The following is a 23850-nucleotide window of genomic DNA, read 5'->3' on the forward strand; positions in this document are numbered from 1 at the left end:
CATGCAGGTAAGAAAACAGAGCAGCAGCACGCCACAAATAGGTCTGACACCCTTGATCGATGTTGTTTTCATTCTCTTGATTTTTTTTATGGTCGCCACATCCTTTGATATGCCGAGGTTGTTATCATTGAAACCTGCAACAGGTGGCAAAGGCGGGAACGCTGAGCGGGTGATTGTTAAGGTTGATGTCGGTTCAAATGGCGCCTGTTTCCTTGATGGCACTTTTCAAACTTGTGATGAGGTCGGCAGCATAATTCGTCAACAAGGGCAGGGCAGCGACTTGCCCGTTATTACCCTGACACCGAAGACGGGGGCAAAGCTGCAAGATGTTATCACGGTTATGGATGCCTTGGCGTTGAGTGGGCTTAGCGACGCTGTGCTGATGCCTAATCCAAATCAAGTCCCGGATCAAAACCCAGATCAAAACCCGGATCTATCAGGGGGGGAGGAATAACGATTGCGCGTTCCTTCGCAAAAGTCAGGGCAGGAACCTGTCGTTGAAACAATGCTACCCTTGATCAACATTGTATTTTTGATGCTGATTTTCTTTATGGTGGCGGGGCGGATACAGCCTAAAGAACAGACTGCGATTGTTTTGCCAAAGTCCTCGATAGACGCAGAGTTTTATGGTGATTTGGCAAGTGTTTCCATTTCGCAAAATTTTGAAATCCACTACCTTGGCCAAATACGCGAGGGTTCTGAATTTTTGAAAGCTGTTGAGATCGAAAAGCAGAATATTCTTCGTAAGAACGATACCTTTACGATCCGGGCAGACGAAAAAACGGATGCGGGAAAGTTGTTCTCTTTACTGGTGAAGCTTAAGGCACTCGGTATTGAGAATCAGGACTTGATTACGATACCCTGAGTACCATACTGGGATTACCATACTGTGTCGCTGAGATCGCTCACCTTTGAACGAGCCTTTCGGTCGGGAGTGAAATCGTCACCTTTGTACCTTGGCCCAGAGCACTTTCGATATTCAACTTGCCCTGATGGAATTCAATAAGCTTTTTGGTCAAGGACAAGCCTATTCCAGTGCCAGATGCTTCTGTCGTTAATGATGTTCCAATGCGGACAAAAGGTTCGAGAATGCGCGGTAAGTCGGCATGATCCATGCCAATACCCGTGTCTTCCACGATGATATCGAGACCAAAATCTGTTGTAGAGGTTGATAAGGTCACAGATCCACCGCTCTGGGTGAACTTAAAGGCATTGGACAGAATATTGATCAGGATCTGTTTTACTGCCCTTACATCAATTCTCAGAGATAGATCGTCGATATGCCCTTTTACATATTCAATGTTTTTAGCACTTCCTGATCCACCAATGATACGGTCAGTTTCTTCCAGAAGGACTGGGAACCTTATGGTTTCTTCTTCCAGGCTATAGCTGCCCGCTTCAATTTTTGACAAATCCAGAATGTCATTGATGATGTCCAGTAGATGACGACCACTTGCATGGATATCAGTTATATATTCCCGGTATTTTGCGTTTTCTATCGGACCAAAAAGGCTTTGTTGCATAATATCTGAATAACCAAGAATGGCATTGAGAGGTGTTCGTAGTTCGTGGCTCATATTGGCAAGGAACTCTGATTTGGAACGATTGGCAATATCAGCATTTTCCATCGCCGACAGCATTGTCTGTTTGTCTTGGTAGTGCTGAGTAATATCACGAATAAGAATAACAACACGATCCGGGGCATTCTCGAGGTCTTTAATTAACGCGCTGCGGGCTTCAAATACCTTGGGCTCAGATTTGATATTCAGGCGATATTCTTTTGTCTGAACACATCCGGACCGAACAGTGGTGTGAATAAAGGAAAGCCATTCGTTTGCCTGATGCTCTGGCATAATCTGATGCAATGATTTTTGCAGCATCTTGGTTTTATCCAAGCTCAAAAGATCCTGATCACCATGGATATTAATGATTTCACCATCCAGTGAAAAAATCATTCCAAGATCTGGCATGGCGGCAATGTGCGCTTTTAGGTTTGCTTCGCTTTTTTTATGAGCATCTTTTAATTGCATCAGGTGGGTTACATCCTGTGCAGTTCCCTCGTAAACAAGGATCTTTCCGTCATCATCCCTGATCGCTCTGGCAGTTTCACTGATCCACTTTTCTTCAAGATTATTGTATGCCTTAATTTGAGAGACAAAGCCTTCGACAAATCCATTTTCTTCGATCAGGCGCATAAATTCTTTACGACGATCTTTTTCAACGTACCAGTTTTCTTCATTGTACTGTGCTGTTTGGATGAGCTCTTCTTCGCTTTTGCAGTTGTTCATACGTACCAGGTAAGGGTTAGCCATTAAAAACTTGCCATCCGGTGTTGTCCGATAAAACCCGATACCTGCGTTTTCAACCGTATCCCGGAAGCTTCGTTCTATCTGGTTTAGGGAAGCTGTTCTTACCTCGACTTCCTCTTCCAGTCTGCGGGTTGTCTGAACAAGTGTTTTGTTGGTATTGCGATAAAAGAGGATCGTGACAGTGACCAACCCCAGGGAGAGAAAAACAGCAAGGAAAATCCCCTGCTGACGTAACCCCTGGATTGGGCCAACTATCTCTGTATCAGGCGCGGAGAGAGCGATAATAAACTTTTTATTGTCAATAAAAGCAGTGTCCCATGCGATTAACTTGCGAAAGAGCTTGTTTTCTTCTGCACGTGTTACTGAAAAACGGTATTCATCCTGCCCGCTGTTTTCTGATAGAAGTCGTTGATCGACCCGTTGAATTTCCGGTTTGCCTTTATGCAAACCGTCATAGACATTTCGGCCAATAATTTCTGTTTCGTGGTCATACAGAATGACGCCATTTTCATTCATCATATAGCCTGCGCCATGCTGGCCTGATCGTAGTGGGGCGATGTATTTTTTTGATAAAAAGTTCAAGTCAACAGCTGTAACCAGACTACCTTGAAAGCCTTTATCGTTTCGGAGGGGAACAAGAATGGCAAAAAATTGTGTTTTTTCTTCCACATGAAAGGAAGGAACAATTAAATCAATTTCTGATGAATTAAGGGCAATCCAGTTTTGGGAAACCCATTCTTTCAAGTTTGTTGATAAAGCTGGTTGATCTTCAGGGTTTTCAATGTTTGTGAACTGTTCAACCTGGTTTTTATCGTAAAAGCTAACCCCGATAATTGCAGGGTTGAAAGCCATGGATTCAGCTAGATCATTTTTAATTTTGTCTTTGTTCAGCGCCCCGATAAACGTGGATTTTTTATCATCATTTGCCAAATCAACGGCAAATCGTTGAATATTGTCTATCGCATTTTGCAAAGCTCTTCTGGTAATTTGAGTCTGAAGAAGCTGTTGATCATTAAAGGATTTTTCTTGTTGCGTGATGGCATAGTTCTCAAGCTTGTACACGGCAGTAATAAAAACCCCGAACAAAAGAACGATTATGGAAATATACAGAAAGGACGTTGCGCGCCCAAAATTATGAAGAGAGCTTTGTATGCCTGTACTCATACCTGCTTATCCTGACCTTGTACCAAACGCAAACTAATCTCTTCTTATGAAACGAGAGCTTATTTTATGGGGCGAGCGATGTCAGGGTAGGCAATAGATATTAATTATACCTGAACGGAATATGTAATTATGAAGATGTGTCCCGGATTTCTAATTTCTTTGCAGGACTTCTAATTTAAAGTGTTTTCTACAAACGGGGACATAGCGATCATTTCCGCCAATTTCCACTTGTGATCCTTCTTGAATTGGTGTGCCGTTTTCATCTACGCGCATGACCATCGTTGCCTTGCTTCCGCAGTGACAAATGGTTTTGAGCTCATGAAGCACATCTGCCCAGGCCAACAGTTCTTGACTGCCTTCAAACAGGTTGCCTTGGAAATCTGTTCTCAAGCCATAGGCCAACACGGGAATGTTCAATTCATCGACGATTTCGCTGATTTGGTAAACTTGTGCTTTTGACAGGAACTGAGATTCATCAACAAAAACACAATTAACTTCCCGTTGTTTCAGTTCGTCTTTGGCCATCTGCAACAGATCGTCTTCTTTACCATAGATCAAGGCTTCAGCCTGTAAACCAATCCGTGACGAGATCTTCCCCTTGCCATAACGGTCATCCAAAGCCGCAGTGAACAAGAGCGTCCCCATGCCGCGTTCTTGATAGTTATAGCTGGATTGCAAGAGAACGGTGGATTTCCCTGCATTCATTGATGAATAGTAAAAATAAAGCTTGGCCATAAATACGTCAGATACAGAAATTAAGAGTGTGTGCCATACCTATAGGCGCGCGAGCAATTTGTCTATGGTCGCTTGGTCTGCAAAAGCATTTTCTATGGAACACTTTGTGACGTCGACCAGTTCTTGGTCGCTGAGATTAAATTCTCGGGATGCAATGGTATATTCATTTCCGATTGATGTGTGGAAGAAGGGTGGATCATCAGAACTCAGGGTTACTTTGCAGCCCGCATCACGTAGTTTCAGGAAGGGATGAGCATCAAAGTCAGGATAGACACCGAGGGCGATATTGCTTCCGGGACATACTTCAAGTGTTATATCTTCGTCGATAAGACGAGAGATAAGATCAGGATCTTCTATTGATCTTACGCAATGGCCAATACGTTTAACGGGTAAATGATCAAGTGCCGCAATAATGCTTTCTGGCCCGGCCATTTCGCCAGCATGCACATTACATGATAATCCGGCATCATGGGCTATGTGAAACGCTTTTGAAAAGTCAGATGGATGATGGGCATTTTCATCGCCCCCCATGCCGAAGCCGACAACAAAGGGATGTGGGGCTGCAATTGTCTGTTTGGCAACGTCAACTGCCTGTTCTGGTCCTAGGTGCCGCACACAGGTGACGATAATACGTCCGACGATACCAAAATCCCTCTCGGCGTCTTCTATACCGGCAACAATACCATCCAGATGGTCTTGATATCCCATACCAGCCATTGCGGCGTGATCAGGGGAAGACATGACTTCGACATAGATGGCATTTTCTGAGGCACATTGTTTGAGATATTCGTAGGTTACATCTCTGTAATCCAAAGGTGTTTTGATCACGGCACTTGCAAGATCATAAGCTTTCAGGAATTCGAGAAATGTTGTCCAGTGGTAGTTACCCTCGGTATCAAAAAGACCATCAGGTAAATTCATTGAATTTCGCAGTGCCAGACGTTTGACAAGATCTGGAGAGGCCGTTCCTTCCAGATGCGCATGTAATTCAGCTTTTAGAACCATCATATGTCTCGCTTGTTTTTGTATCTGCTTCTTTGATTTTTGGCTCTTGAGAAGGGAAGGCCAGAAATTATAAGCCAGAAATTATAAAAATGACTTTCCTGCTTCTAATGTGCCCACTTTCAAGAAAGAGGCGATGCTTTGTCCAATATCTGCAAAGCATTCCCGGGTACCAATACTTTGTGCTGTGATTTTGGGACCAAAAGCCAGAACGGGTACATTTTCGCGGGTATGGTCTGTTCCGGGCCAGGTTGGGTCACACCCGTGATCAGCGGTGATAACGACCAGATCATCGTCTTTTAGTTTTAAAATAAGCTCTGGAAGTTTTTTATCGAATTCTTCAAGTGCTGTTGCATAACCAACAACATCTCGTCTGTGGCCATAGAGGCTGTCAAAATCAACAAAGTTTGTGAAGGTTAAGGATCCGTCAGGCGCTTTTTCTACTTGTTCCAGTGTGCGTTGGAAAAGGTCGTCGTGCCCTGAGGCTTTAATAACCTGTGTTGGTCCCTGATGTGCATAGATATCAGCAATTTTGCCAATTGCAATCATGTCGCGCCCAGCGTTGTTGACTTTATCCAATAAGGTTGGAGCAGGGGGCAAGACGCTGAAATCACGCCTGTTTCCTGTTCGCTGAAAGTTGTCAGGACTATCGCCAATAAAAGGCCGGGCAATGACACGTCCAATGTTATACGGATTTACGAGAATTCTTATTTTTTCGCAAAGATCAATAAGTCTATCAAGACCAAAGGTTTGTTCGTGTGCTGCAATCTGAATGACGCTATCGGCCGAGGTATAGATAATGGGCTTTCCGCTTTGCATATGTTCTAGACCAAAACGCGCGATGATCTCGGTACCGGATGCGTGACAGAGGCCTAACGCGCCGGAGAGTTCACCAATTTTGATTATGTCATCCAGAAGTGAGCCTTCAAAACAAGGTGTTTCATTCGGGAAATATCCCCAATCGAACGTTACCGGGACACCTGCAATTTCCCAGTGTCCGCTCGGTGTATCTTTACCCTTACTGATTTCGCTGGCGGCACCATGTAATCCAGTCGCTTCTATTTCAGGGTCAAAGTCTTTCGGGTATTCGCCAGTGCTTTGAAAGGCTGCATGTCCTAGCCCAAGCCTTTCCATGTTGGGCAGGTGAAGAGGGCCCAGTCTAACACCTTCTTTATCTGCATTTCCCAGGGTACACTGTTCTGCGATGTGCCCTAGGGTATTTGAACCGATATCTCCAAAACTTTCAGCATCGGGAGCGCCACCGATACCAAACGAATCCATTAATAATATGAAGGCTCTAGGCATTTTAATTCACTAATGACTTTAAGATTGGGTGTTGTTGATTAGGCGCTTTATCCGCCACAGTCAGCCCGTTTAGATATTGAGCTTTTGCCCGTGCCAACTGATCTTTGGAGTTTGCGTGAATACGCGCAACAGGACGGCTTGGATCAATCCGGGTTCCAACAGGAGCTATGTGATCAAAACCTACGGCATGATCAATTTCTTGACCCGGTTTGGAGCGCCCGCCACCTAGGGCAACAACTGCCATACCGATTTCACGTGTATCCATAGAGGCTAGATACCCCGATGTATCCAGATAGATATCTTCACAGTACATTGCAGATTTTAGATAGCTATCCGGTTTTTCACAAAAATCTACAGGGCCACCCAGACCCGAAATCATTTTCTGTAATTGTTCCAGGGCTTTACCATTGGACAAAACGGTCATGATTTTATGATGGGCATTATTGTGTGTCGTCGCTAGCCCCCCCAGTATCAAGAGTTCTGAGCAGAGTGACATGGTTATCATGTCTGTACGTTCTTCTTTCATCTCACCTGACAGGTAGGACCAGGCTTCTTTTACTTCCAGTGCATTTCCTGCTGATGAACCTAGTACCTGATCCATATCCGTGATGAGAGCCCTAGTCGGTAAACCAGCACCGTTGGCAACCCTTACAATGGTTTCTGCCAACTCTTCTGCCATAGACAAGGTACCGGAAAAGGCACCGCTACCAACCTTGATATCCATCACCAAACGATCCAAGCCAGCCGATAGTTTCTTGGATAGGATGGAGGCAGTGATTAGCGGGATGGCTTCTACCGTTGCCGTGATATCCCGGATGGCATAAAAACGTTTATCAGCCGGGGCCAAATCACCCGTTTGTCCAACAATTGCACAGCCGGCAGTTTTTATGATGGATTTCAGACGATCAGTATCAATCGACGTTTTGTACCCGGGTATTGCATCAAGTTTATCCAATGTACCGCCGGTATGACCCAGCCCGCGACCAGATATCATCGGGACATAACCACCGCAGGCGGAAATGATTGGGGCGAGCATCAAGCTTAACTTATCGCCAACACCGCCTGTTGAATGTTTATCCAGTACAGGGCCTAAATCGTGTAACTCAGACCAGTCGATCGTGTCTCCTGATTTTGTCATGGATTGGGTTAAGCTCACGGTTTCAGCATTACTCATACCCTGAAAGAACACAGCCATTGCCAAGGCGGCAATTTGGCTGTCGCTCATATCGCCTGATGTTATCCCATTGACAAAATAAGCGATTTCTTCACTGCTAAGTTCTTGCCCCTCACGTTTTTTTCGGATTACTTCTTGGGGAAGAAACATTAGTAGGTGCTTTTTTGCGCAGTACTGGTGGCTTGGCCTAAAACACCTAAAAGGTCATTCAAAAGACCACTCGCGCCAAACCTGAAATTATCGGCACAGACCCAATTTTCACCCATAATGTTTTGAGCAAGCTCCATGTACTCGACAGCTTGTGCATGAGTTCTAATACCACCAGAGGCTTTGAAGCCACACTTTTTACCGCTGTCCTTAATCGCCTTTAACATCGCTTCTGCGGCTTCGATTGTGGCCGATACGTCTGTTTTCCCTGTTGAGGTTTTGATAAAATCTGCCCCGGCATTAATGGCTTCAATACTTAAGTCGTAAAGACTGTCCATATCTTCAAACGCACCACTTTCCAGAATTACTTTGAGTGTTACCTGATCACCGCAAATATCTTTGCATGCACGGATCATGTCGGGTGCAGAGTTTTTATCGCCGGCGATCCACTCTTTGTAGGGGATGACCAGATCAACTTCGTTGCCGCCAAGTGCAATGATGTTTTTTGTCTGTGCAATGGCTGCTTCCAGCCCTTCATCACCGGAAGGAAAGTTGGCAACGGCGGCAAAGTTGACATCTTGCCCTTTTAGCTCATCTTGGCAGACGGAAAGAAAGGGAGGATACACACAAACGGCTGCAACAGAGGTAAAAGGTGTTACTGCTTTCGAACAAAGAGCTTGGATACTTTCGTTTGTGTCATCAGCAGAAAGACTTGTTAGATCCAACAAGCTTAAGGCTAATTTTGCATTTTTAGTCATTATCTTACCCCAAACTCTTCAGGTAATTACTTACCAGTTTAATTAAATTTTCGGCGGCAATTTTAGCATTGCGCATCGTCTGTTCATGAGTGAGGGCCGTATCGCTCATGCCCGCTCCGTAGTTTGTAATAATGGACATTGCTGCAGTTGGAATACCTGCACGTCTGGCCAGAATAACTTCGGGTACAGTGGACATACCAACAGCATCTGCTCCAAGGATCTTTGCTGCTCTTATTTCTGCTGGTGTTTCAAAATTTGGTCCAGAGAACCACATGTAAACACCTTCGTGAAGCTTGATTTGGTTTTCATCAGCAACAGTTTTCAAAGCTTGCCGTATCGCGGGATCATAAGCATCAGTCAAATCAACAAAGCGATCATTTCCACGGGCACCAATCAGGGGTGACATACCGGAATAATTGATGTGGTCTGCAAGCAACATCAGGCTTCCGGGACCTGCTTCATCACGTAGGCTACCTGCTGCGTTGGTCAGAAGCAGTTGCTTGCATCCAATGGCCTTGATTGTCTCAATTACTGTCAGCATACCAGTGGCGTCCCCATTTTCATAATAATGGCTTCTGCCCTGTAAAATGAGAACGTCTGTTCCGTTAATTTGCCCAAGGATCAAAGATCCGGCGTGTCCTTCGACGGAAGGGCGTGGAAAGCCGGGGAGGTCAGTAAAGGAAATTGTCGTTGGGTCTTTTACAGCTTCAACCAGGGGGCCAAGTCCTGACCCTAGGATGATAGCTACTTCTGGGATAACGCCATTAAGGCGGCCCCGAATAACGTTTAAAGCACTATTCGAGGATTGATTTGGGTTCGTCATTATTCAGGTTATCAGGTCCAAATGAAAAAGGGAGAAGATCTTCTATTGTAAAGGTTTTACGCAGTCCCTCGGGACCACAGATGTGAATTTGTGTTTCTGCATTTGCAAATTCACGAATTTTTTGCCGGCATCCGCCACAGGGTGTAACGAGTGCATCACCATCACCCATGACATAGATTTCAGCAATTTCACGACTGCCATTTTGCACCATGGCAGAAATCGCGCCACCTTCGGCGCATACACCTAATGGATAGGCTGCATTCTCGACATTACATCCATTATAATACTGCCCATCTGTTGATCTTATAACAGATCCAACATGAAAATTCGAGTAGGGAGCATATGCCCGTGACATGTTCTCTCTGAGTTGAGCTATTATTTCGGATCGTTCCATCTTAGCGCTCCTTTACATACGGGCGACCAATGGCTTTTGGTGCAACAGCTTTGCCGATAAAGCCAGCAAGCAGGATCACGGTCAGAACATAAGGTAGTGCCTGCATAAACTGAACGGGTATCTCGCCGATCCCTGGAATTGCGACACCCTGTAATCTTACAGCCATTGCATCAAGGAAGCCAAAAAGCATACAGGCGAGAAGGCCTGGTACAGGTTTCCACTTACCAAAAATCATCGCGGCAAGGGCTATATAACCTTGCCCGGCAGACATTTCTTTACCGAATGCCGCATTCTGTCCTGTGGAAAGGTAAGCCCCGGCGATACCGCAAAGAATGCCGGCAATAATAACAGAACGATATCTTAGGAACGTTACAGAAATACCCGCTGTATCAACAGCCTGCGGGTTTTCCCCAACTGCGCGCAAACGCAAACCAAAACGGGTTTTGTAAAGTGCCCACCAGGTAATAGGAACAGCTAAGAAAGCAATATAAACCAGCAAGTTATGGCCGCTAATTAACTCAACATATATGGTGCCCAAAAACGGAATCTCTGAAAGGAAGTCCGCTCCTGGTAAGGTTATGGGGGAGAAACGAGCATCTCCACTAAGTGTTGGTGTCTGGCCGCCTTTGTGGAACCATGCGCCGCCAAGTGTTACCGTAAGCCCGGATGCAAGAATGTTGATTGCAAGGCCACTGACAACTTGGTTTCCGCGATGGGTAATACAGGCAAAACCATGTAGAAGTGCCATAAGGACAGAGGTAATTATGGCTGCGCCCAAACCAATAAATGCAGAGCCGCTAATTGCTGCAACGGCAGCGGCTGAAAATGCAGCTGCGAGAAGCTTACCTTCCAAGCTGATATCGATAATACCGGATCGTTCAGAGAAAATGCCAGCCATAGCACAAAGCACGAGAGGCGCTGATACGCGCAGGGTTGAATCAAGCGTAGATAGAAGCAGTAGGAACACATCATCCATTAGTCTGCTCCTTTGCTGTTCCGTTACTCGCAACAATAGCCGTAAAAATACGTTCGATTGTAGGTCTGGTCATATAAGCCAATGCACCACAGAAAAGAATAACAAGGCCCTGAATAGCCTTAACCATTTCTCCTTGTATAGTTGGTATTTCAAAGGATAGTTCTGCGCCACCCTGATATAGGGTACCAAACAAAAGGCTGGCAATAATAATTCCGACGGGATGATTACGTCCCATCAGTGCAACAGCAATACCGGTGAAACCCGCGCCTGCGACAAAATCAAGCATCACCCTGTTATGGTTCCCCATAATTTCGTTGATACCAACAAAGCCAGCTAAAACACCGGAAAGACACATTGTGCCAACGACTAAACGTTGAGTGTTTATGCCACTATAATTTGCGGCGTTTTCATTAAATCCGAACATCCGAATGGCATACCCCCAGCGTGTATGCCAAATGAACAACCAGACAAAAAGGCAGCTAAATAGAGCGAGGAAAATTGAAAGGTTAAGCGGCGATTTTTGTATTTCTATTCCAAACCATCCAACGGCTTCTTGCATTGTTGGCATTTGAGCCGAGGCCAGAAAATCACGACTTTCCGGCGACATTTGTCCCGGTTCAATAAGAACATTTACCAAAATGTAGTTCATCAAACTAAATGCGATGAAGTTAAACATAATGGTCGTGATAACAATATGGCTGCCTCTGTAAGCTTGCAGATAAGCAGGAACATAGGCCCACGCTGCACCAAAGAGGCCAGATGCAATAATGGCGAGCGGTAGAATAATCCAGAAAGGAACATATTGGTCCAAAGCTAGGCAAAGTAAACCGACACCTAATCCGCCTATATAAGCTTGTCCTTCGCCACCAATGTTAAAGAGGCTTGCGTGAAAAGCGACAGCAACAGCTAGCCCTGTAAAAATAAAGTTCGTGGTATAATGGAGTGTATATCCTATATTATAGTCATTCCCAAAAGCTCCATAGATTATAATTTTTACTGCTTCTATTGGGTCTTCACCAATAATTAAAATAACAATTCCTGAAACAAAAAATGCGAGTAAAATATTAATCAGGGGGATGACACCAACGTCAATCCACGCGGGAAGCGCTTTACTTGGACTGCTCATGCCGGGATCTCCTCTGAGTGTGTCGTGTTATTGTTATTCTGTTGCTCAGAGCTTGTTTTGGATTGTGTACCTGCATTTCCCATAAGGAGGCCGAGTTGGCGTGCATCAGCATCTTTACCTGCGACTTCACCAACGATACGGCCTTCGAACATAACCAGTATGCGATCGCTGAGTGACATGATCTCTTCAAGTTCGACAGAAACTACAAGAATAGCGGACCCTGCGTCACGCATGGCGATTAGATTTTTGTGGATAAATTCAATGGCACCGATATCAACACCACGTGTTGGTTGCCCAACAAGGAGAACTTCGGGACGTCGATCCATTTCACGGGCGAGGACGAGTTTTTGTTGATTACCACCAGAGAAATTCGCTGATTTCAGTTTGGGGTCTTCCGGGCGGACATCGTAGTCCTGCATCAACCGAGTACAGTGTTCTTGAACAGCTTTGTTATCCATGAGGACCTTGCCGTTATAGGCAGGATCTTCATGAAAACCCATAATGGCAGTTTCTTGAGCATTAAAGGCGGTTACCATTCCCATACGGTGCCTGTCTTCAGGAACGTGACCAACGCTTAGTTCTCTAAACTCTTTCGGGTTTTTGTGATTTTTTGATGTGATCTGGACAGGCCCAATATCAATTGATCCGGTCTGAAGCGGGCAAATACCGCTTAATGCCGCGAGCAATTCGGTTTGACCATTTCCAGAAACACCTGCGATGCCGACAATTTCTCCGGCGTGTAGGGTGATAGAGACATCGTCCAGTTTAGTGACACCATCTTCTCTATAGGAAAGGTTTTTTGCGTCCAGTAGGATTTCACCAGGATTAGCGTCAGTTTTATCCACTTCCAAAAGAACTTTCCGCCCAACCATTAATTCGGCGAGTTCATTTTTGGATGTGGCTGATGTTTCCCGTTCAGAAACCATGGTGCCTGCACGCATAACAGAAACACGATCTGTAATTGCCATAATTTCCTGAAGCTTGTGGGTGATCAGAATGATACTCACACCGCGACTGCGCAGGATATTAAGAATTTTGAATAGTTGATCTGTTTCCTGTGGTGTCAGAACGCCAGTTGGCTCGTCAAGGATAAGAATTTCAGCACCACGATAGAGGGCTTTTAAAATCTCAACCCGTTGCTGAAGACCAACGGGGAGATCACCTGTCATGGCATCAGGGTCAACTGCCAAGCTATATTCTTTCGAAAGCTTGAGAAGTTCTTCTCTTGCTGTCTGACTACTTTTATTCAGAAGGGGCGCACCTTCGGCGCCCAGCATAACATTTTCAAGTACGGTAAAGGTTTCTACGAGCATAAAATGCTGATGGACCATACCAATGCCAAAGGAAATCGCATCTCTTGAAGAGTGGATTTTTTTCTTTTGTCCATTAATAAGGATTTCGCCGCTATCAGCTTCGTAAAATCCGTAAAGGATGCTCATCAACGTTGATTTCCCGGCGCCATTCTCACCGATGATGCCGTGTATAGTTCCCGGAAGAACTTTTAAATCTACGTTTTGGTTCGCCTTTACAGGGCCAAAGCTTTTACTGATTGCCTTCAGTTCAATAGCGGGCAGTTCAATAGATGGTGGGGGGGCTGACTGCCCCCCCACCGCCTCAGACCCTTGGGCCTTGATGCGTTCTACGCTCATAGAAAAACCTAGTACTTGATTTTAGTTTTCTGATTTCAGATCGGTTAACCGATTACAGAGCAGGGCAACTGCTATCTGATGTGAAATCATGAACAGAGATGGAACCGGAAACAATACCATCACGTGCTTCTTTTACTTTGGCTTTCATCGCGTCAGTAATAAGGGATTTGTTGTTGTCATCCAGTGCCCAGTCAACGCCGTTTTCAGCAAGACCCAGCGCGTGAAGACCTGGCTTCCATGTGCCGTCCATTGCACCTTTGAAAGCATTGTATGCAGCAACGTCAACACCTTTGGTCATGGATGTAAGCATTGTGCCCGGCTGTAGGTGGTTTTGGTTTGAATCCACACCAATTGCGTATTTACCTGCATCTTTAGCTGCTTGATAAACGCCGATACCTGTGCCGCCAGCAGCAGCGAAGATTACATCAGCACCTTTATCAAACTGGCTTTTTGCAAGCTCACTGCCTTTACTTGGATCATTCCAGGCAGACGGTGTTGTTCCCGTCATGTTGCTATAAACTTCGGCAGAACCAACGGCATATTTAGCGCCTTGGGCATATCCACACGCAAATTTACGAATAAGCGGAATGTCCATACCGCCAATAAACCCAACCTTCTGGTTTTCAGAAGCCATTGCAGCCAGCACACCAACAAGGAAAGATCCTTCGTGCTCTTTAAAGACAACGGACTGTACGTTTGGCAGATCAACGACAGAATCGATGATTGTAAAACGAATATCCGGGTATTCTTTTGCAACTTTTTCAATGGCTGGACCCTGGGCAAAACCAACACCTACGATGGGGTCTGCGCCACGTTGTGCCATTTTGCGGATTGCCTGTTCGCGCTGTGAAGGGTTCGTTACTTCAAATTCGCGATATTTAATGCCGGTTTCTTTTGAGAATTTCTCAACGCCGTTGAAAACACCTTCGTTGAAGGATTTATCGAATTTACCGCCCATATCAAACACAACGGCTGGTTTGATATCTTCGGCGTGTGAGGCTGCAGCCGTTAATGCAATAATTGACGCAGCAGCCGTCTGGAATAGCTTCTTCATTTGAGAGCCCAATCCCTGTCTATCAGTTATAAAAATCTTTTTTGCCTTGATCCGATCTCTATCGGACTCGGGTACGTATGGTGAGGCAAAAAGCCAATATGTTCAACCAATCGTTAATGTCAAAGGGCAAAAAATTGTTCAATTGGTCAAAAATATCTGAAATTTAATCGCAAAAATAACAACATATTCAATTTTCATTAATTTTGTTGGGGTATCGTCATCATCAAATACGGGGGATTTTTGGGAGTAAGAGATGAGTAATAACGATCCAAGAAAAGAATACGCTGCTGAACGAGGCGTTCGACTTCGTAGGGGATTATCACCGAACGCCAGCGTTTCAAACATGCAGCTGTTTGAATCCATTAATGAGCTCAGGTCTGAAATCGTTGCCTTGAAACAATCAAATGCAGCTGTTCGACAGTCATCACCTCAACAAACGGATGCTGAGAAAAGCTTTAATGACGCGGAAGATGTTCGTGTCGAAATTGCCCAAATGGTACGGATGATTGGTAAGACGAAAAAAGAGATCGCTCAAATCAAGCATCCTGATGATGTAGATGATCCTTTTGCTCAGTCAACGAACGAGCTTGATGCTATTGTTATGGCCACTGAGACGGCAACAAACAGTATTTTGGATGCAAACGAGCAGATTGAAGCGACTGTAAATGAGCTTTCCGCATTAATGAGCGATGATTCAGATGTTCAAACGGCTTGTGATAAAATTGCAAATCATGTGATTACCATTCTAGAGGCTTCGAATTTTCAGGATGTTACTGGCCAACGAATGACAAAAATCATTAATACGCTTCGCTTTATCGAAGATCGTATTGTATCGATGATTAATATTTGGGGTGCCGAGGCTTTTATGGATTTACCTGTTGGCACAGAAGATGATCGTGAAGGTGATGATCAACTGATGAATGGACCGTCTGCTGAAAACGAAGGTATTACTCAAGACGATATCGATGCGTTGTTCGATTGAACATTACGTATAATAATCAGACGTAAAAAAAGCGGGGAGATGTTCCCCGCTTTTTTATTTTTCGTCGAGATCTGCGGCAAGCTGTTTCAGGATGTGTTCTGAAGAGATGAATTGAACGACAAAGCCGTTTGTCAAATGTCGTATAGTCTCACCTTCAAAACGCCCGTAACCTTCAATATGAAGCTCAATGGTTTCATTTATTTCAGGGCGGGTTGGCGATAACAAACAAATTCCACCGCCAGATATATCGAAGCAATCAGTCTTTTCCCATGCGTCATTGATTTTCACCAATGCCTGAATCGATTTGCGATATCTTGTATGGCGACGGCGATCCGTATTTTCCGTTCCCAAAACCTGCTCCTTTGTCAATCATACTGACCTGTCAGTATAAATTTGAGCAGAATCTCGTTAATTTTGTCTTATTCTGTACGTTGAATAAGGTGGTAGCCAAATGAAGTTTCTACAACGCCACTTGTCTCGCCAACTTCCATAGAGAATGCGGATTCTTCGAACTCAGGTACCATCATTCCTTTGCCAAAGTGGCCAAGATCGCCGCCTTCATTGCCTGATGGGCAGTCAGAGTGTTCTTTGGCCAAATCAGCAAATGCAGCACCGCCCTCTATCTGGGTTTTAAGATCCTGGATAAGAGTTTGAGCCTCTTCCTGCGAGCGTGTAGCAGTTGAACGCATGGAACCTTCGTACATTAGCAGGATGTGCGAGGCACGTACTTGATCAGACATAGTGTTTCTCCATAAAAAAAACCGCACATTATGCGGGATAGATTCCCCTTATACATAACGTGCGGTTCAAAATGAGCAATGTCTGTTTTGCTTTTTATGTAATATTAAATTTCTGTAGGACGTCTGCAAGATCGTCGCCAAAGGTTGTTCCGCGGCGGATGACACCAACATTCATAGGAAGTTCCTGCATATCAGGATGGTCTGATGGCAGACTTGTCAGGACGGCAACATGAGATTTCTTTGTCGACGGCATTGCCTTCAAGGCGCAGGCTAGGTCTGCGCCACCAAGGCGCGGCATAACCATAGAGGTAATGACGAGATCCGGTTTTGTTTCCAGAATCATCGTGATGGCTTCCAGAGGCTCCGTCAGTGATGTTACGCGATATCCACAAGCGGCGAGTTCGCGGGCAACGACTTTACCGGCTGTTTTTTGTGGAATGACTAGCAAAACCTCGGTGTTTGTAATTTCGATGTCTTCAACATTGAAAGTAATCTGGTGCGGCATAGAGCGCACGACTTCGGCAATGTTTTCTGTCGGTAGAGCTTCACCATCAAGCAAAGCCGAAATTTTATCGCTGTAAGTTTGCAGATCTTGAATGTGTTTCGCTTCTAGATCTGTTAGGCCGGAAAGATATTCATCCAGTCGGTGAGTTATTGCTGCTAAACCGGGAATATTAACTGACTTTGCTTTAAATCTAAGGTTAGACGAATCTTGCGCCAAGCGTTCCGCAGCTGTTTTTCCATCCAGTCCACCTGTTCTCACTTGCTGGAGATTGACTTCTAGGCTGGATGCTACATCTCTGGCTTCATCCAACATTTCGCCTTCAGCGAGTTTGTCTGCTTCTTCTTCGCTGATAACAGAACCCGAATTCATATTCACACACCTAACATCTTTAATTTGTATATTCTGCACAAGATAGAGTGAATGGGTTAATGCTCTGCTAATATTCCAGATAGTTATCTGGTTTTTGTGATTTTTTAGTAATCCATAGTTCGTATGTAAAAAGGGGGATAGAAAAAAGCTGCTCAGACTAATCCGAGCAGCTTTGGTTTTTCACTTTTGCTGATGTTTAAGTCAGTAGAGGTCTTTGGGATCTATCTCCACATTCATTGTTTCCGTTGTGTCGCCGTTCTCAGAGACGGAAAGATAGAAACAGCTGCGTCGACCAGTGTGACAGGCGACACCATGTTGTTTGACTTTCACCAAAACAGTATCGCGATCACAGTCGATAAGAAAATCAACAAGTTCTTGGTGTTGTCCCGATGTTTCACCTTTTTTCCAAAGCTTTTGTCTGGATCTTGACCAATAACAGACCCGGCCAGTAGAGAACGTCTCTATAATAGATTCCCTGTTCATCCAGGCCATCATGAGAACATCGTTTTTAACGCTGTCCTGAGCAATGGCCGGGATGAGTCCCTGATCGTTGAATTTAAGGCTGGAGATAAGATCTTCCAGTTTGGATTTATTCATTAGGAAGCTTCCTACGATGACATTCTTTTAAAGCCGGCTTCCAGATCCATGATGAGGTCGTCTGGATTTTCCAAGCCGATGTGTAATCTGATCAATGGTCCTTCTGCGGACCATTTGGTTGCGGTGCGAATTGAGCTTGGGTCGCTTGGAAGAATTAAGCTTTCGAATCCCCCCCAGCTATAGCCCATGCCGTAGAGATCAAGGTCATCAACCATGGCACGGATAGACTCTTTTGATGTTGGGTTAAGGATAAAGCTGAACAGGCCACTTGCTCCGGACATGTCGCGTTTCCAGATTTGATGTCCTGGGTCACTCTCCAGAGCGGGATGAAGGACACGTGATACTTCTGGACGTTTTTGGAGCCAGTTAGCGATAGTAAGTCCGCTTTCCTGATGCTGTTTCAAACGAACAGCCATAGTTCTTAGGCCCCGTTGAGCAAGGTAAACATCATCAGGTCCAGAGCATTGGCCTAAGTGAAATGTTGTTTCTTTTACCTTTTGGTAGAGCTCTTCCGTTGTAATGATCAGGCCAAGCATCGCGTCGGAGTGACCGACAATATATTTCGTGCCAGCGTGAACCGAAATATCAACACCTAGTTCAAAAGACTTACAGAGTAGGGGGGTCGCCCAGGTGTTATCCATGATGACCAATACGCCTTTGCTATGAGCAGCTTTGGCGATAGCAGGAATGTCCTGCATCTCAAAGGTATGAGATCCCGGGGATTCTGTGAATACGAGGCGTGTATTCGGGCGAATGAGTTGATCTATATCTTTGCCAATAAGGGGGTCATAATAAGTTGTTTCTACGCCCATACGCTGAAGCACATCTTTGCAGAAAAAACGGGTGGGAGCGTAAACTGAATCCGTCACAAGAATATGGTCACCGGATTCTACGACACTTAAAATCGCGGTTGTGATAGCCCCAAGTCCGGAAGAGACAGAGAAGGCACCATATCCGCCCTCTAGTTCGGCCACAGCATTTTCCAACGCAAATATAGTCGGTGTTCCCTGGCGTCCATAATTCATCGTGCCTTTGTCGAATTTGGTCGCAGCTCTTTCTTCCATCTCGGCCATACTTTTAAAGAGAATGGTGGAGGCGTGGTAAACTGGTGGATTAACCACCCCAAAGTTTGCCAATGGATCACGACCAAGGTGTGTAACCTTTGTTTCTTGAGTGAAATTAGTCTTCGACATGAGGATTCTCTATTACGATGTAATGACGGTGGATTATTATCTATTGGGCAGCAGCATCACGATTGATTGGATCGATTGCAAGAAAATCTATGATAATCAGAAAAGGACCACAGATCTTTAGTGTTATATGCGACAAAAAAGGATTCTTTGAGAGTAAAATAAATGGCGTTTTAAGGATAAAAAAACAAAAAATTAACCATATTCATAAGCTGTATGTACAATTTTTTTACAGAAAATGAAGAAAGTTTGAATTAAAAGCTTTTGTCTAATTGTTTGATTTTTAACGTTTTTTGTGGGAGCAAGGAAAATTGTCCCCTAACAAAGTAAAAAATGCTGTTTTCTGAGAGGCTTAGATAGGTTACTGGTAATAGCATGTTTATTGCGTTGGTGAACATTTGTATGCCGATGAAAAATAAATCGGGATGTCCTGTTTGCGACGTCTTAAACAAACAATAAACGTGTTAAACAGCAGGGAAGACACAAAAAATGAAATTCGGAAAAGTCCTGTTTGCGGCTGCAGCAGCCACAGCAATGACAACAGCAGCTCAGGCTGGTACTCTCGACGACATCAAAGCACGTGGCGAGCTACAGTGTGGTGTTGCTACACCTCTACCAGGTTTTGCTGCTCCTAACGCAGAAAACGTTTGGGAAGGCCTTGACGTTGACGTATGCCGCGCAGTTGCAGCAGCCGTATTTGGCGACCCAATGAAAGTAAAAATCACTCCAACGACTTCTAAAGAGCGTTTTACCGTTCTTCAGTCTGGTGAGATTGATATGCTTGCTCGTAACACCACGTGGACACTTTCCCGTGATGTTAATCTCGGTTTTGAGTTCGTGGGCGTTAACTACTACGATGGACAAGGTTTCCTCGTAAACAAATCTCTGGGTGTTTCCAGTGCGACTGAGCTAGACGGTGCTTCCGTATGTGTTCAGACTGGTACAACAACTGAGCTTAACCTCGCTGACTATTTCCGTGCTCAAGGCATGAAATACGAAACAGTTCCAGTTGCGACTGCAGAAGAAGGCGCGAAAGTATATGACGAAGGTCGTTGTGATGTTTACACAACTGATGCTTCCGGTCTGTACTCACTTCGCTCCACACTTTCAGCTCCTGATGAGCAGATCGTTCTTCCAGAAATCATTTCCAAAGAGCCACTCGGTCCTCTCGTACGTCACGGTGACCAACAGTGGGGCGATATCGCTCGCTGGACTCTTAACGCAATGATCATTGCTGAAGAACTCGGTATTACTTCTGCAAACATCGATGAGATGGCTTCTTCTACTAACCCATCAGTTCTTCGTCTGATCGGTGCTGAAGGCAACATGGGCGAGCAGCTTGGTCTGGACGCTAAGTGGGCATACAACGTGGTTAAAAACGTTGGTAACTACGGTGAGTCTTTCAAAAGAAACCTTACTGACACTCTGAACATCGAGCGCGGTATCAACGCTCAATGGAAAGATGGTGGTCTGCTTTACGCTCCTCCAATGCGCTAAGTCGAGACATTAAAGCCTGATTTACTATGCGTAGGGCTGCCAGTATTGGTGGCCCTACCTTAGCTAAACAGGCTTTAATTTTAATAAAAATAAGCATTTAGGAGGCAGTATGTCGGCTGAAACTGCACAAAATGCCCGTGGGTCGGGTGGAGCATCGCTCTTTTCGGATCAGCGGTTTAGATCGCTTTTCTTTCAGGCTCTTGTAATTGGCCTGCTTGGCGCATTCCTCGTATTCATCGTTTTTAACACAGCGCACAATATTGAAAAACGCGGTATTCAAACCGGTTTCGCTTTTCTTGATACTGCTGCTGGATACGACATCGCCATTTCCCCTTTTATGGAATATACAGCAACCCACACACACGGTCGTGTGTTCCTTGTGGGATTGCTTAACACACTTATGGTTTCCTTTTTGGGAATCATTGCAGCAACTTTCCTAGGTGTTTTCCTGGGTGTTTTGCGTCTTTCACCAAACTGGTTGGTGAGTAGAGTTGTTTATTGGTATGTTGAATTTACGCGTAACGTTCCTCTGTTGCTGCAAATTCTTCTCTGGTATGCAATCTTTCTCGGTTTGCCTGCGGTAAAACAGAGTATAAGCTTATTCAATGATACTGTTATCTTGAACAAGCGTGGGCTTATTGTTCCTGAACCGCTCCCCGGTGATGGTTTTATGTTGGTGCCAATCGCACTTGCAATTGCTGTTGTCGCAAGCATATTTTTTGCACGCTGGGCACGGAAAACTCAGGCAGCCACTGGTAAGATATATCCGGTATTTATGACAAATACCGCGTTGATTATCGGATTACCGCTTCTGGCGTTTGCTGTAACTGGCTTCCCCCTTGATTTTGCCTATGCGGAGCTTAAAGGTTTTAACTTCAAAGGTGGCGTGGTTATCAAGCCTGAGTTTACTGCACTTTGGTTTGCCCTAAGCCTCTATACTGCTGCATTTATCTCGGAAACCGTTCGTGCGGGTATTCAATCCGTTTCTCATGGACAGACTGAAGCGTCAGAAGCTCTGGGTTTGCGTCCGAGCTGGACAATGAGATTGATTGTTTTGCCACAGGCTCTTCGGGTGATCATTCCTCCGATGACAAGTCAATATCTCAACCTGACTAAAAACTCTTCACTTGCGGTGGCCATTGGCTATCCGGATATTGTGCAGTCTTTTGGCGGTGTGACGTTGAACCAGACGGGGCAGGCCATCGAGGTGATTTTCATCACGATGCTGGTTTATCTGACAATCAGTCTACTGATTTCAGCTTTTATGAACTGGTATAATAATCGCGTTAGCTTGGTAGAAAGGTAGGAGGAGCAGATGAGTGTAACTGAACAACAACATGCTCCTGGTGAGCATCCTGATCTTCCGCCTCCTTTGGGCGAAGCCGGAGTAATCGCTTGGTTTAAGAAAAGGTTATTTTCAAGTGTTGGTAATACAATCCTGACACTAATTACGGCCTTTTTTCTGTATCACGTTCTATCTGCTATCATTTTCTGGGCTGTGACAGGTGCTACCTTTACAGGGGAAACGAAAGCAGATTGTGATTTAGGTGGCGCATGCTGGCTTGTGATTGGGGATCGTTTCCATCAGTTTATGTACGGATTTTACCCGATCGATCAATATTGGCGGCCAAATCTGACATTCATTTTGATGGTCGTTGCCATCATGCCAGTGCTGTTTGACAACATTCCGCATCGTGGAAAGTTTCTTCTCTTCTCCGCAGTATTTCCGTTTATTGCCTTTTACCTCTTAAGTGGTGGTTGGGGACTGGAAACGGTTGATACTGATCAATGGGGCGGGTTGTTACTGACCTTGGTTTTGGGCGTTACTGGTATTGTGGCTTCTTTGCCGATTGGTATCGTTCTGGCGCTTGGGCGTCGATCAAATATGCCGATTGTCCGGACACTATGTGTATGCTTTATCGAGTTTATTCGTGGTGTGCCTTTGATCACTATTCTCTTCATGGCGTCGAATATGTTGCCATTGTTCCTGCCAGATGGCGTGAACTTTGACAAACTGCTTCGTGCCTTGATCGGTGTTGCTTTGTTCTCGTCTGCCTATATGGCAGAGGTGATACGTGGTGGTCTTCAGGCTATTCCGAAAGGTCAGTATGAAGGTGCAGATGCAATGGGGCTGAGTTATTGGCAATCCATGCGTTTGATCATTCTTCCACAGGCACTTCGCATTGTTATTCCTGGAATTGTGAACACTTTTATCGGTCTCTACAAAGATACAACACTTGTATCCATTATCGGTCTGTTTGATCTTATCGGTATTGGTCTGGTGGCTGTAGCAGACGTTAAATGGCGTGGTCTGGCACCGGAAACCTATGCCTTTATCGCGCTATTGTTCTTCATTTCCTGTTTTGCGATGTCGCGTTACAGCCTATGGCTTGAAAACAAACTTCACACTGGTCATAAAAGATAAGGAGCCCGTGGTATTATGAGTAATACAAGTACCAATACCTCGAAAAAAACAGATGAGGTGGCTATCCAGCTGAACGGTGTTCACAAATGGTATGGCCAGTTTCATGTTCTGAAAAACATTAACCTGAATGTTCAACGGGGGGAACGGATTGTTATCTGTGGCCCTTCCGGTTCAGGTAAATCCACTCTGATCCGATGCATCAACCGTTTGGAAGAGCATCAGCAGGGCGATATTATTGTTGATAATATTGAACTGACAGGGAACCTTAAGAACATTGATGCGATCCGTCGCGAAGTTGGTATGTGCTTTCAGCACTTTAACCTCTTCCCGCATTTAAGTGTTCTTGAGAACTGTACTCTTGCGCCTATCTGGGTTCGTAAGATGCCAAAGAAAGAAGCCGAAGAAATTGCAATGCACTATCTGGAACGTGTTAAAATTCCAGATCAAGCACTCAAGTTCCCAGGGCAGCTTTCTGGTGGTCAGCAGCAACGTGTTGCGATCGCTCGTTCCCTTTGTATGAATCCACGCATCATGCTGTTTGATGAGCCAACATCTGCTCTTGATCCAGAAATGATTGCCGAAGTTCTGGATACGATGATTGAACTTGCTGAAACAGGCATGACAATGCTTTGCGTAACCCACGAAATGGGCTTTGCACGTAAAGTTGCGGATAGAGTTATCTTTATGGATGGCGGTGAGATTATTGAGCAAAACGAACCAGAAGAGTTCTTCAATAATCCTCAATCAGAAAGAACACAGAAATTCCTGAGCCAGATTCTGGCACATTAATTTCCTCTGTGTATCTATCGATAAAAAGCGGCTCCCTCTGGGGGCCGCTTTTTTTGTTATCCGTGTCGCGTCCTGAAATAAGTTTACATATTGGAGACTTATGATGGGACCTTCAAAGAAAGAGCGAGTAAAGCGTAGTC

General features: G+C 44.9%; 24 protein-coding genes. 7 read left to right on the plus strand and 17 right to left on the minus strand.

Annotated elements, in window-relative coordinates:
• The first annotated feature begins 1 nt into the window (after position 1).
• Together BKB51_RS19430 and BKB51_RS19435 are read left to right on the plus strand one after the other, a co-directional pair.
• The gene (locus tag BKB51_RS19430) at positions 2-454 is read left to right on the plus strand and encodes an ExbD/TolR family protein (RefSeq protein WP_085902775.1); all 453 of its coding nucleotides are present in this window, start codon (positions 2-4) and stop codon (positions 452-454) included.
• A 3-nt stretch (positions 455-457) separates the two neighbouring features.
• Positions 458-865 (plus strand): ExbD/TolR family protein, encoded by a 408-nt coding sequence (locus BKB51_RS19435; RefSeq protein WP_125911885.1) that lies wholly within the window; start codon positions 458-460, stop codon positions 863-865.
• Positions 866-905: 40 nt separating this feature from the next.
• On the opposite strand, the gene BKB51_RS19440 is transcribed toward BKB51_RS19435, so the two are convergent.
• The 12 genes from BKB51_RS19440 to BKB51_RS19495 all read right to left on the minus strand — a co-directional run bounded on the left by BKB51_RS19440 (position 906) and on the right by BKB51_RS19495 (position 14616).
• Positions 906-3473, minus strand: a complete 2568-nt coding sequence (locus BKB51_RS19440) for an ATP-binding protein (RefSeq protein ID WP_085902776.1) — start codon at positions 3471-3473, stop codon at positions 906-908.
• A 150-nt stretch (positions 3474-3623) separates the two neighbouring features.
• Positions 3624-4208 (minus strand): thymidine kinase, encoded by a 585-nt coding sequence (locus BKB51_RS19445; protein WP_085902777.1) that lies wholly within the window; start codon positions 4206-4208, stop codon positions 3624-3626.
• A 39-nt stretch (positions 4209-4247) separates the two neighbouring features.
• Positions 4248-5216 carry an adenosine deaminase gene (locus tag BKB51_RS19450; RefSeq protein ID WP_218044093.1) on the minus strand — a complete coding sequence of 323 codons (969 nt, stop codon included), beginning with the start codon at positions 5214-5216 and terminating at the stop codon, positions 4248-4250.
• 78 nt (positions 5217-5294) lie between these two features.
• Complete coding sequence (locus BKB51_RS19455) at positions 5295-6515, minus strand: phosphopentomutase (RefSeq protein WP_085902778.1); 1221 nt, start codon at positions 6513-6515, stop codon at positions 5295-5297.
• A 1-nt stretch (position 6516) separates the two neighbouring features.
• A complete protein-coding gene (gene deoA, locus BKB51_RS19460) occupies positions 6517-7839 on the minus strand; it encodes a thymidine phosphorylase (protein ID WP_085902779.1) in 1323 nt (440 codons plus the stop codon).
• A complete protein-coding gene (gene deoC / locus BKB51_RS19465) occupies positions 7839-8594 on the minus strand; it encodes a deoxyribose-phosphate aldolase (protein ID WP_085902780.1) in 756 nt (251 codons plus the stop codon). The genes deoA and deoC overlap by 1 nt, the downstream gene beginning before the upstream one ends.
• A 4-nt stretch (positions 8595-8598) precedes the next feature.
• Positions 8599-9417, minus strand: coding sequence for a purine-nucleoside phosphorylase (locus tag BKB51_RS19470; protein WP_085902781.1), 819 nt, complete (start codon positions 9415-9417; stop codon positions 8599-8601).
• The gene (cdd, locus tag BKB51_RS19475; protein ID WP_085902782.1) at positions 9389-9811 is read right to left on the minus strand and encodes a cytidine deaminase; all 423 of its coding nucleotides are present in this window, start codon (positions 9809-9811) and stop codon (positions 9389-9391) included. The genes BKB51_RS19470 and cdd overlap by 29 nt, the downstream gene beginning before the upstream one ends.
• A gap of 1 nt (position 9812) precedes the next feature.
• Entirely contained in the window at positions 9813-10787 is a 975-nt protein-coding gene (locus BKB51_RS19480) for an ABC transporter permease (RefSeq protein WP_198946813.1), read from the minus strand.
• Entirely contained in the window at positions 10780-11913 is a 1134-nt protein-coding gene (locus BKB51_RS19485) for an ABC transporter permease (RefSeq protein WP_085902783.1), read from the minus strand. The genes BKB51_RS19480 and BKB51_RS19485 overlap by 8 nt, the downstream gene beginning before the upstream one ends.
• Positions 11910-13562: an ABC transporter ATP-binding protein gene (locus BKB51_RS19490; RefSeq protein WP_085902784.1), complete on the minus strand. Its 1653-nt coding sequence runs from the start codon at positions 13560-13562 to the stop codon at positions 11910-11912. The genes BKB51_RS19485 and BKB51_RS19490 overlap by 4 nt, the downstream gene beginning before the upstream one ends.
• A 52-nt stretch (positions 13563-13614) precedes the next feature.
• On the minus strand, positions 13615-14616 hold the full coding sequence (locus BKB51_RS19495; protein WP_085902785.1) for a BMP family lipoprotein: 1002 nt from the start codon (positions 14614-14616) through the stop codon (positions 13615-13617).
• 253 nt (positions 14617-14869) lie between these two features.
• On the opposite strand from BKB51_RS19495, the gene BKB51_RS19500 reads away from it, so the two are divergent.
• Positions 14870-15598: a protein phosphatase CheZ gene (locus BKB51_RS19500; protein WP_085902786.1), complete on the plus strand. Its 729-nt coding sequence runs from the start codon at positions 14870-14872 to the stop codon at positions 15596-15598.
• Positions 15599-15652: 54 nt separating this feature from the next.
• Here BKB51_RS19500 and BKB51_RS19505 read toward each other — a convergent pair whose 3' ends face one another.
• The 5 genes from BKB51_RS19505 to metC all read right to left on the minus strand — a co-directional run bounded on the left by BKB51_RS19505 (position 15653) and on the right by metC (position 19002).
• A complete protein-coding gene (locus tag BKB51_RS19505) occupies positions 15653-15967 on the minus strand; it encodes a PilZ domain-containing protein (RefSeq protein WP_085902787.1) in 315 nt (104 codons plus the stop codon).
• Positions 15968-16017: 50 nt separating this feature from the next.
• Positions 16018-16338: a peptidylprolyl isomerase gene (locus BKB51_RS19510; protein WP_085902788.1), complete on the minus strand. Its 321-nt coding sequence runs from the start codon at positions 16336-16338 to the stop codon at positions 16018-16020.
• A gap of 94 nt (positions 16339-16432) precedes the next feature.
• On the minus strand, positions 16433-17212 hold the full coding sequence (locus tag BKB51_RS19515; protein ID WP_085902789.1) for a response regulator: 780 nt from the start codon (positions 17210-17212) through the stop codon (positions 16433-16435).
• A gap of 201 nt (positions 17213-17413) precedes the next feature.
• Complete coding sequence (hisI, locus tag BKB51_RS19520) at positions 17414-17809, minus strand: phosphoribosyl-AMP cyclohydrolase (RefSeq protein WP_085902790.1); 396 nt, start codon at positions 17807-17809, stop codon at positions 17414-17416.
• Positions 17810-17820: 11 nt separating this feature from the next.
• Positions 17821-19002, minus strand: coding sequence for a cystathionine beta-lyase (metC, locus tag BKB51_RS19525; protein ID WP_085902791.1), 1182 nt, complete (start codon positions 19000-19002; stop codon positions 17821-17823).
• Positions 19003-19488: 486 nt separating this feature from the next.
• Here metC and BKB51_RS19530 point away from each other — a divergent pair, with 486 nt between their 5' ends.
• The 4 genes from BKB51_RS19530 to BKB51_RS19545 all read left to right on the plus strand — a co-directional run bounded on the left by BKB51_RS19530 (position 19489) and on the right by BKB51_RS19545 (position 23710).
• Positions 19489-20496, plus strand: a complete 1008-nt coding sequence (locus tag BKB51_RS19530) for an amino acid ABC transporter substrate-binding protein (protein ID WP_085902792.1) — start codon at positions 19489-19491, stop codon at positions 20494-20496.
• Between the two features lie 109 nt (positions 20497-20605).
• Entirely contained in the window at positions 20606-21802 is a 1197-nt protein-coding gene (locus BKB51_RS19535; RefSeq protein ID WP_085902793.1) for an amino acid ABC transporter permease, read from the plus strand.
• Positions 21803-21811: 9 nt separating this feature from the next.
• Complete coding sequence (locus BKB51_RS19540) at positions 21812-22921, plus strand: amino acid ABC transporter permease (protein ID WP_085902794.1); 1110 nt, start codon at positions 21812-21814, stop codon at positions 22919-22921.
• Between the two features lie 15 nt (positions 22922-22936).
• Complete coding sequence (locus tag BKB51_RS19545; RefSeq protein WP_085902795.1) at positions 22937-23710, plus strand: amino acid ABC transporter ATP-binding protein; 774 nt, start codon at positions 22937-22939, stop codon at positions 23708-23710.
• The last annotated feature ends 140 nt before the right edge of the window (positions 23711-23850 follow it).

The organism is Kiloniella majae, assembly GCF_002118315.1.
In the GTDB taxonomy this organism is placed as follows: Bacteria; Pseudomonadota; Alphaproteobacteria; order Kiloniellales; family Kiloniellaceae; genus Kiloniella; species Kiloniella majae.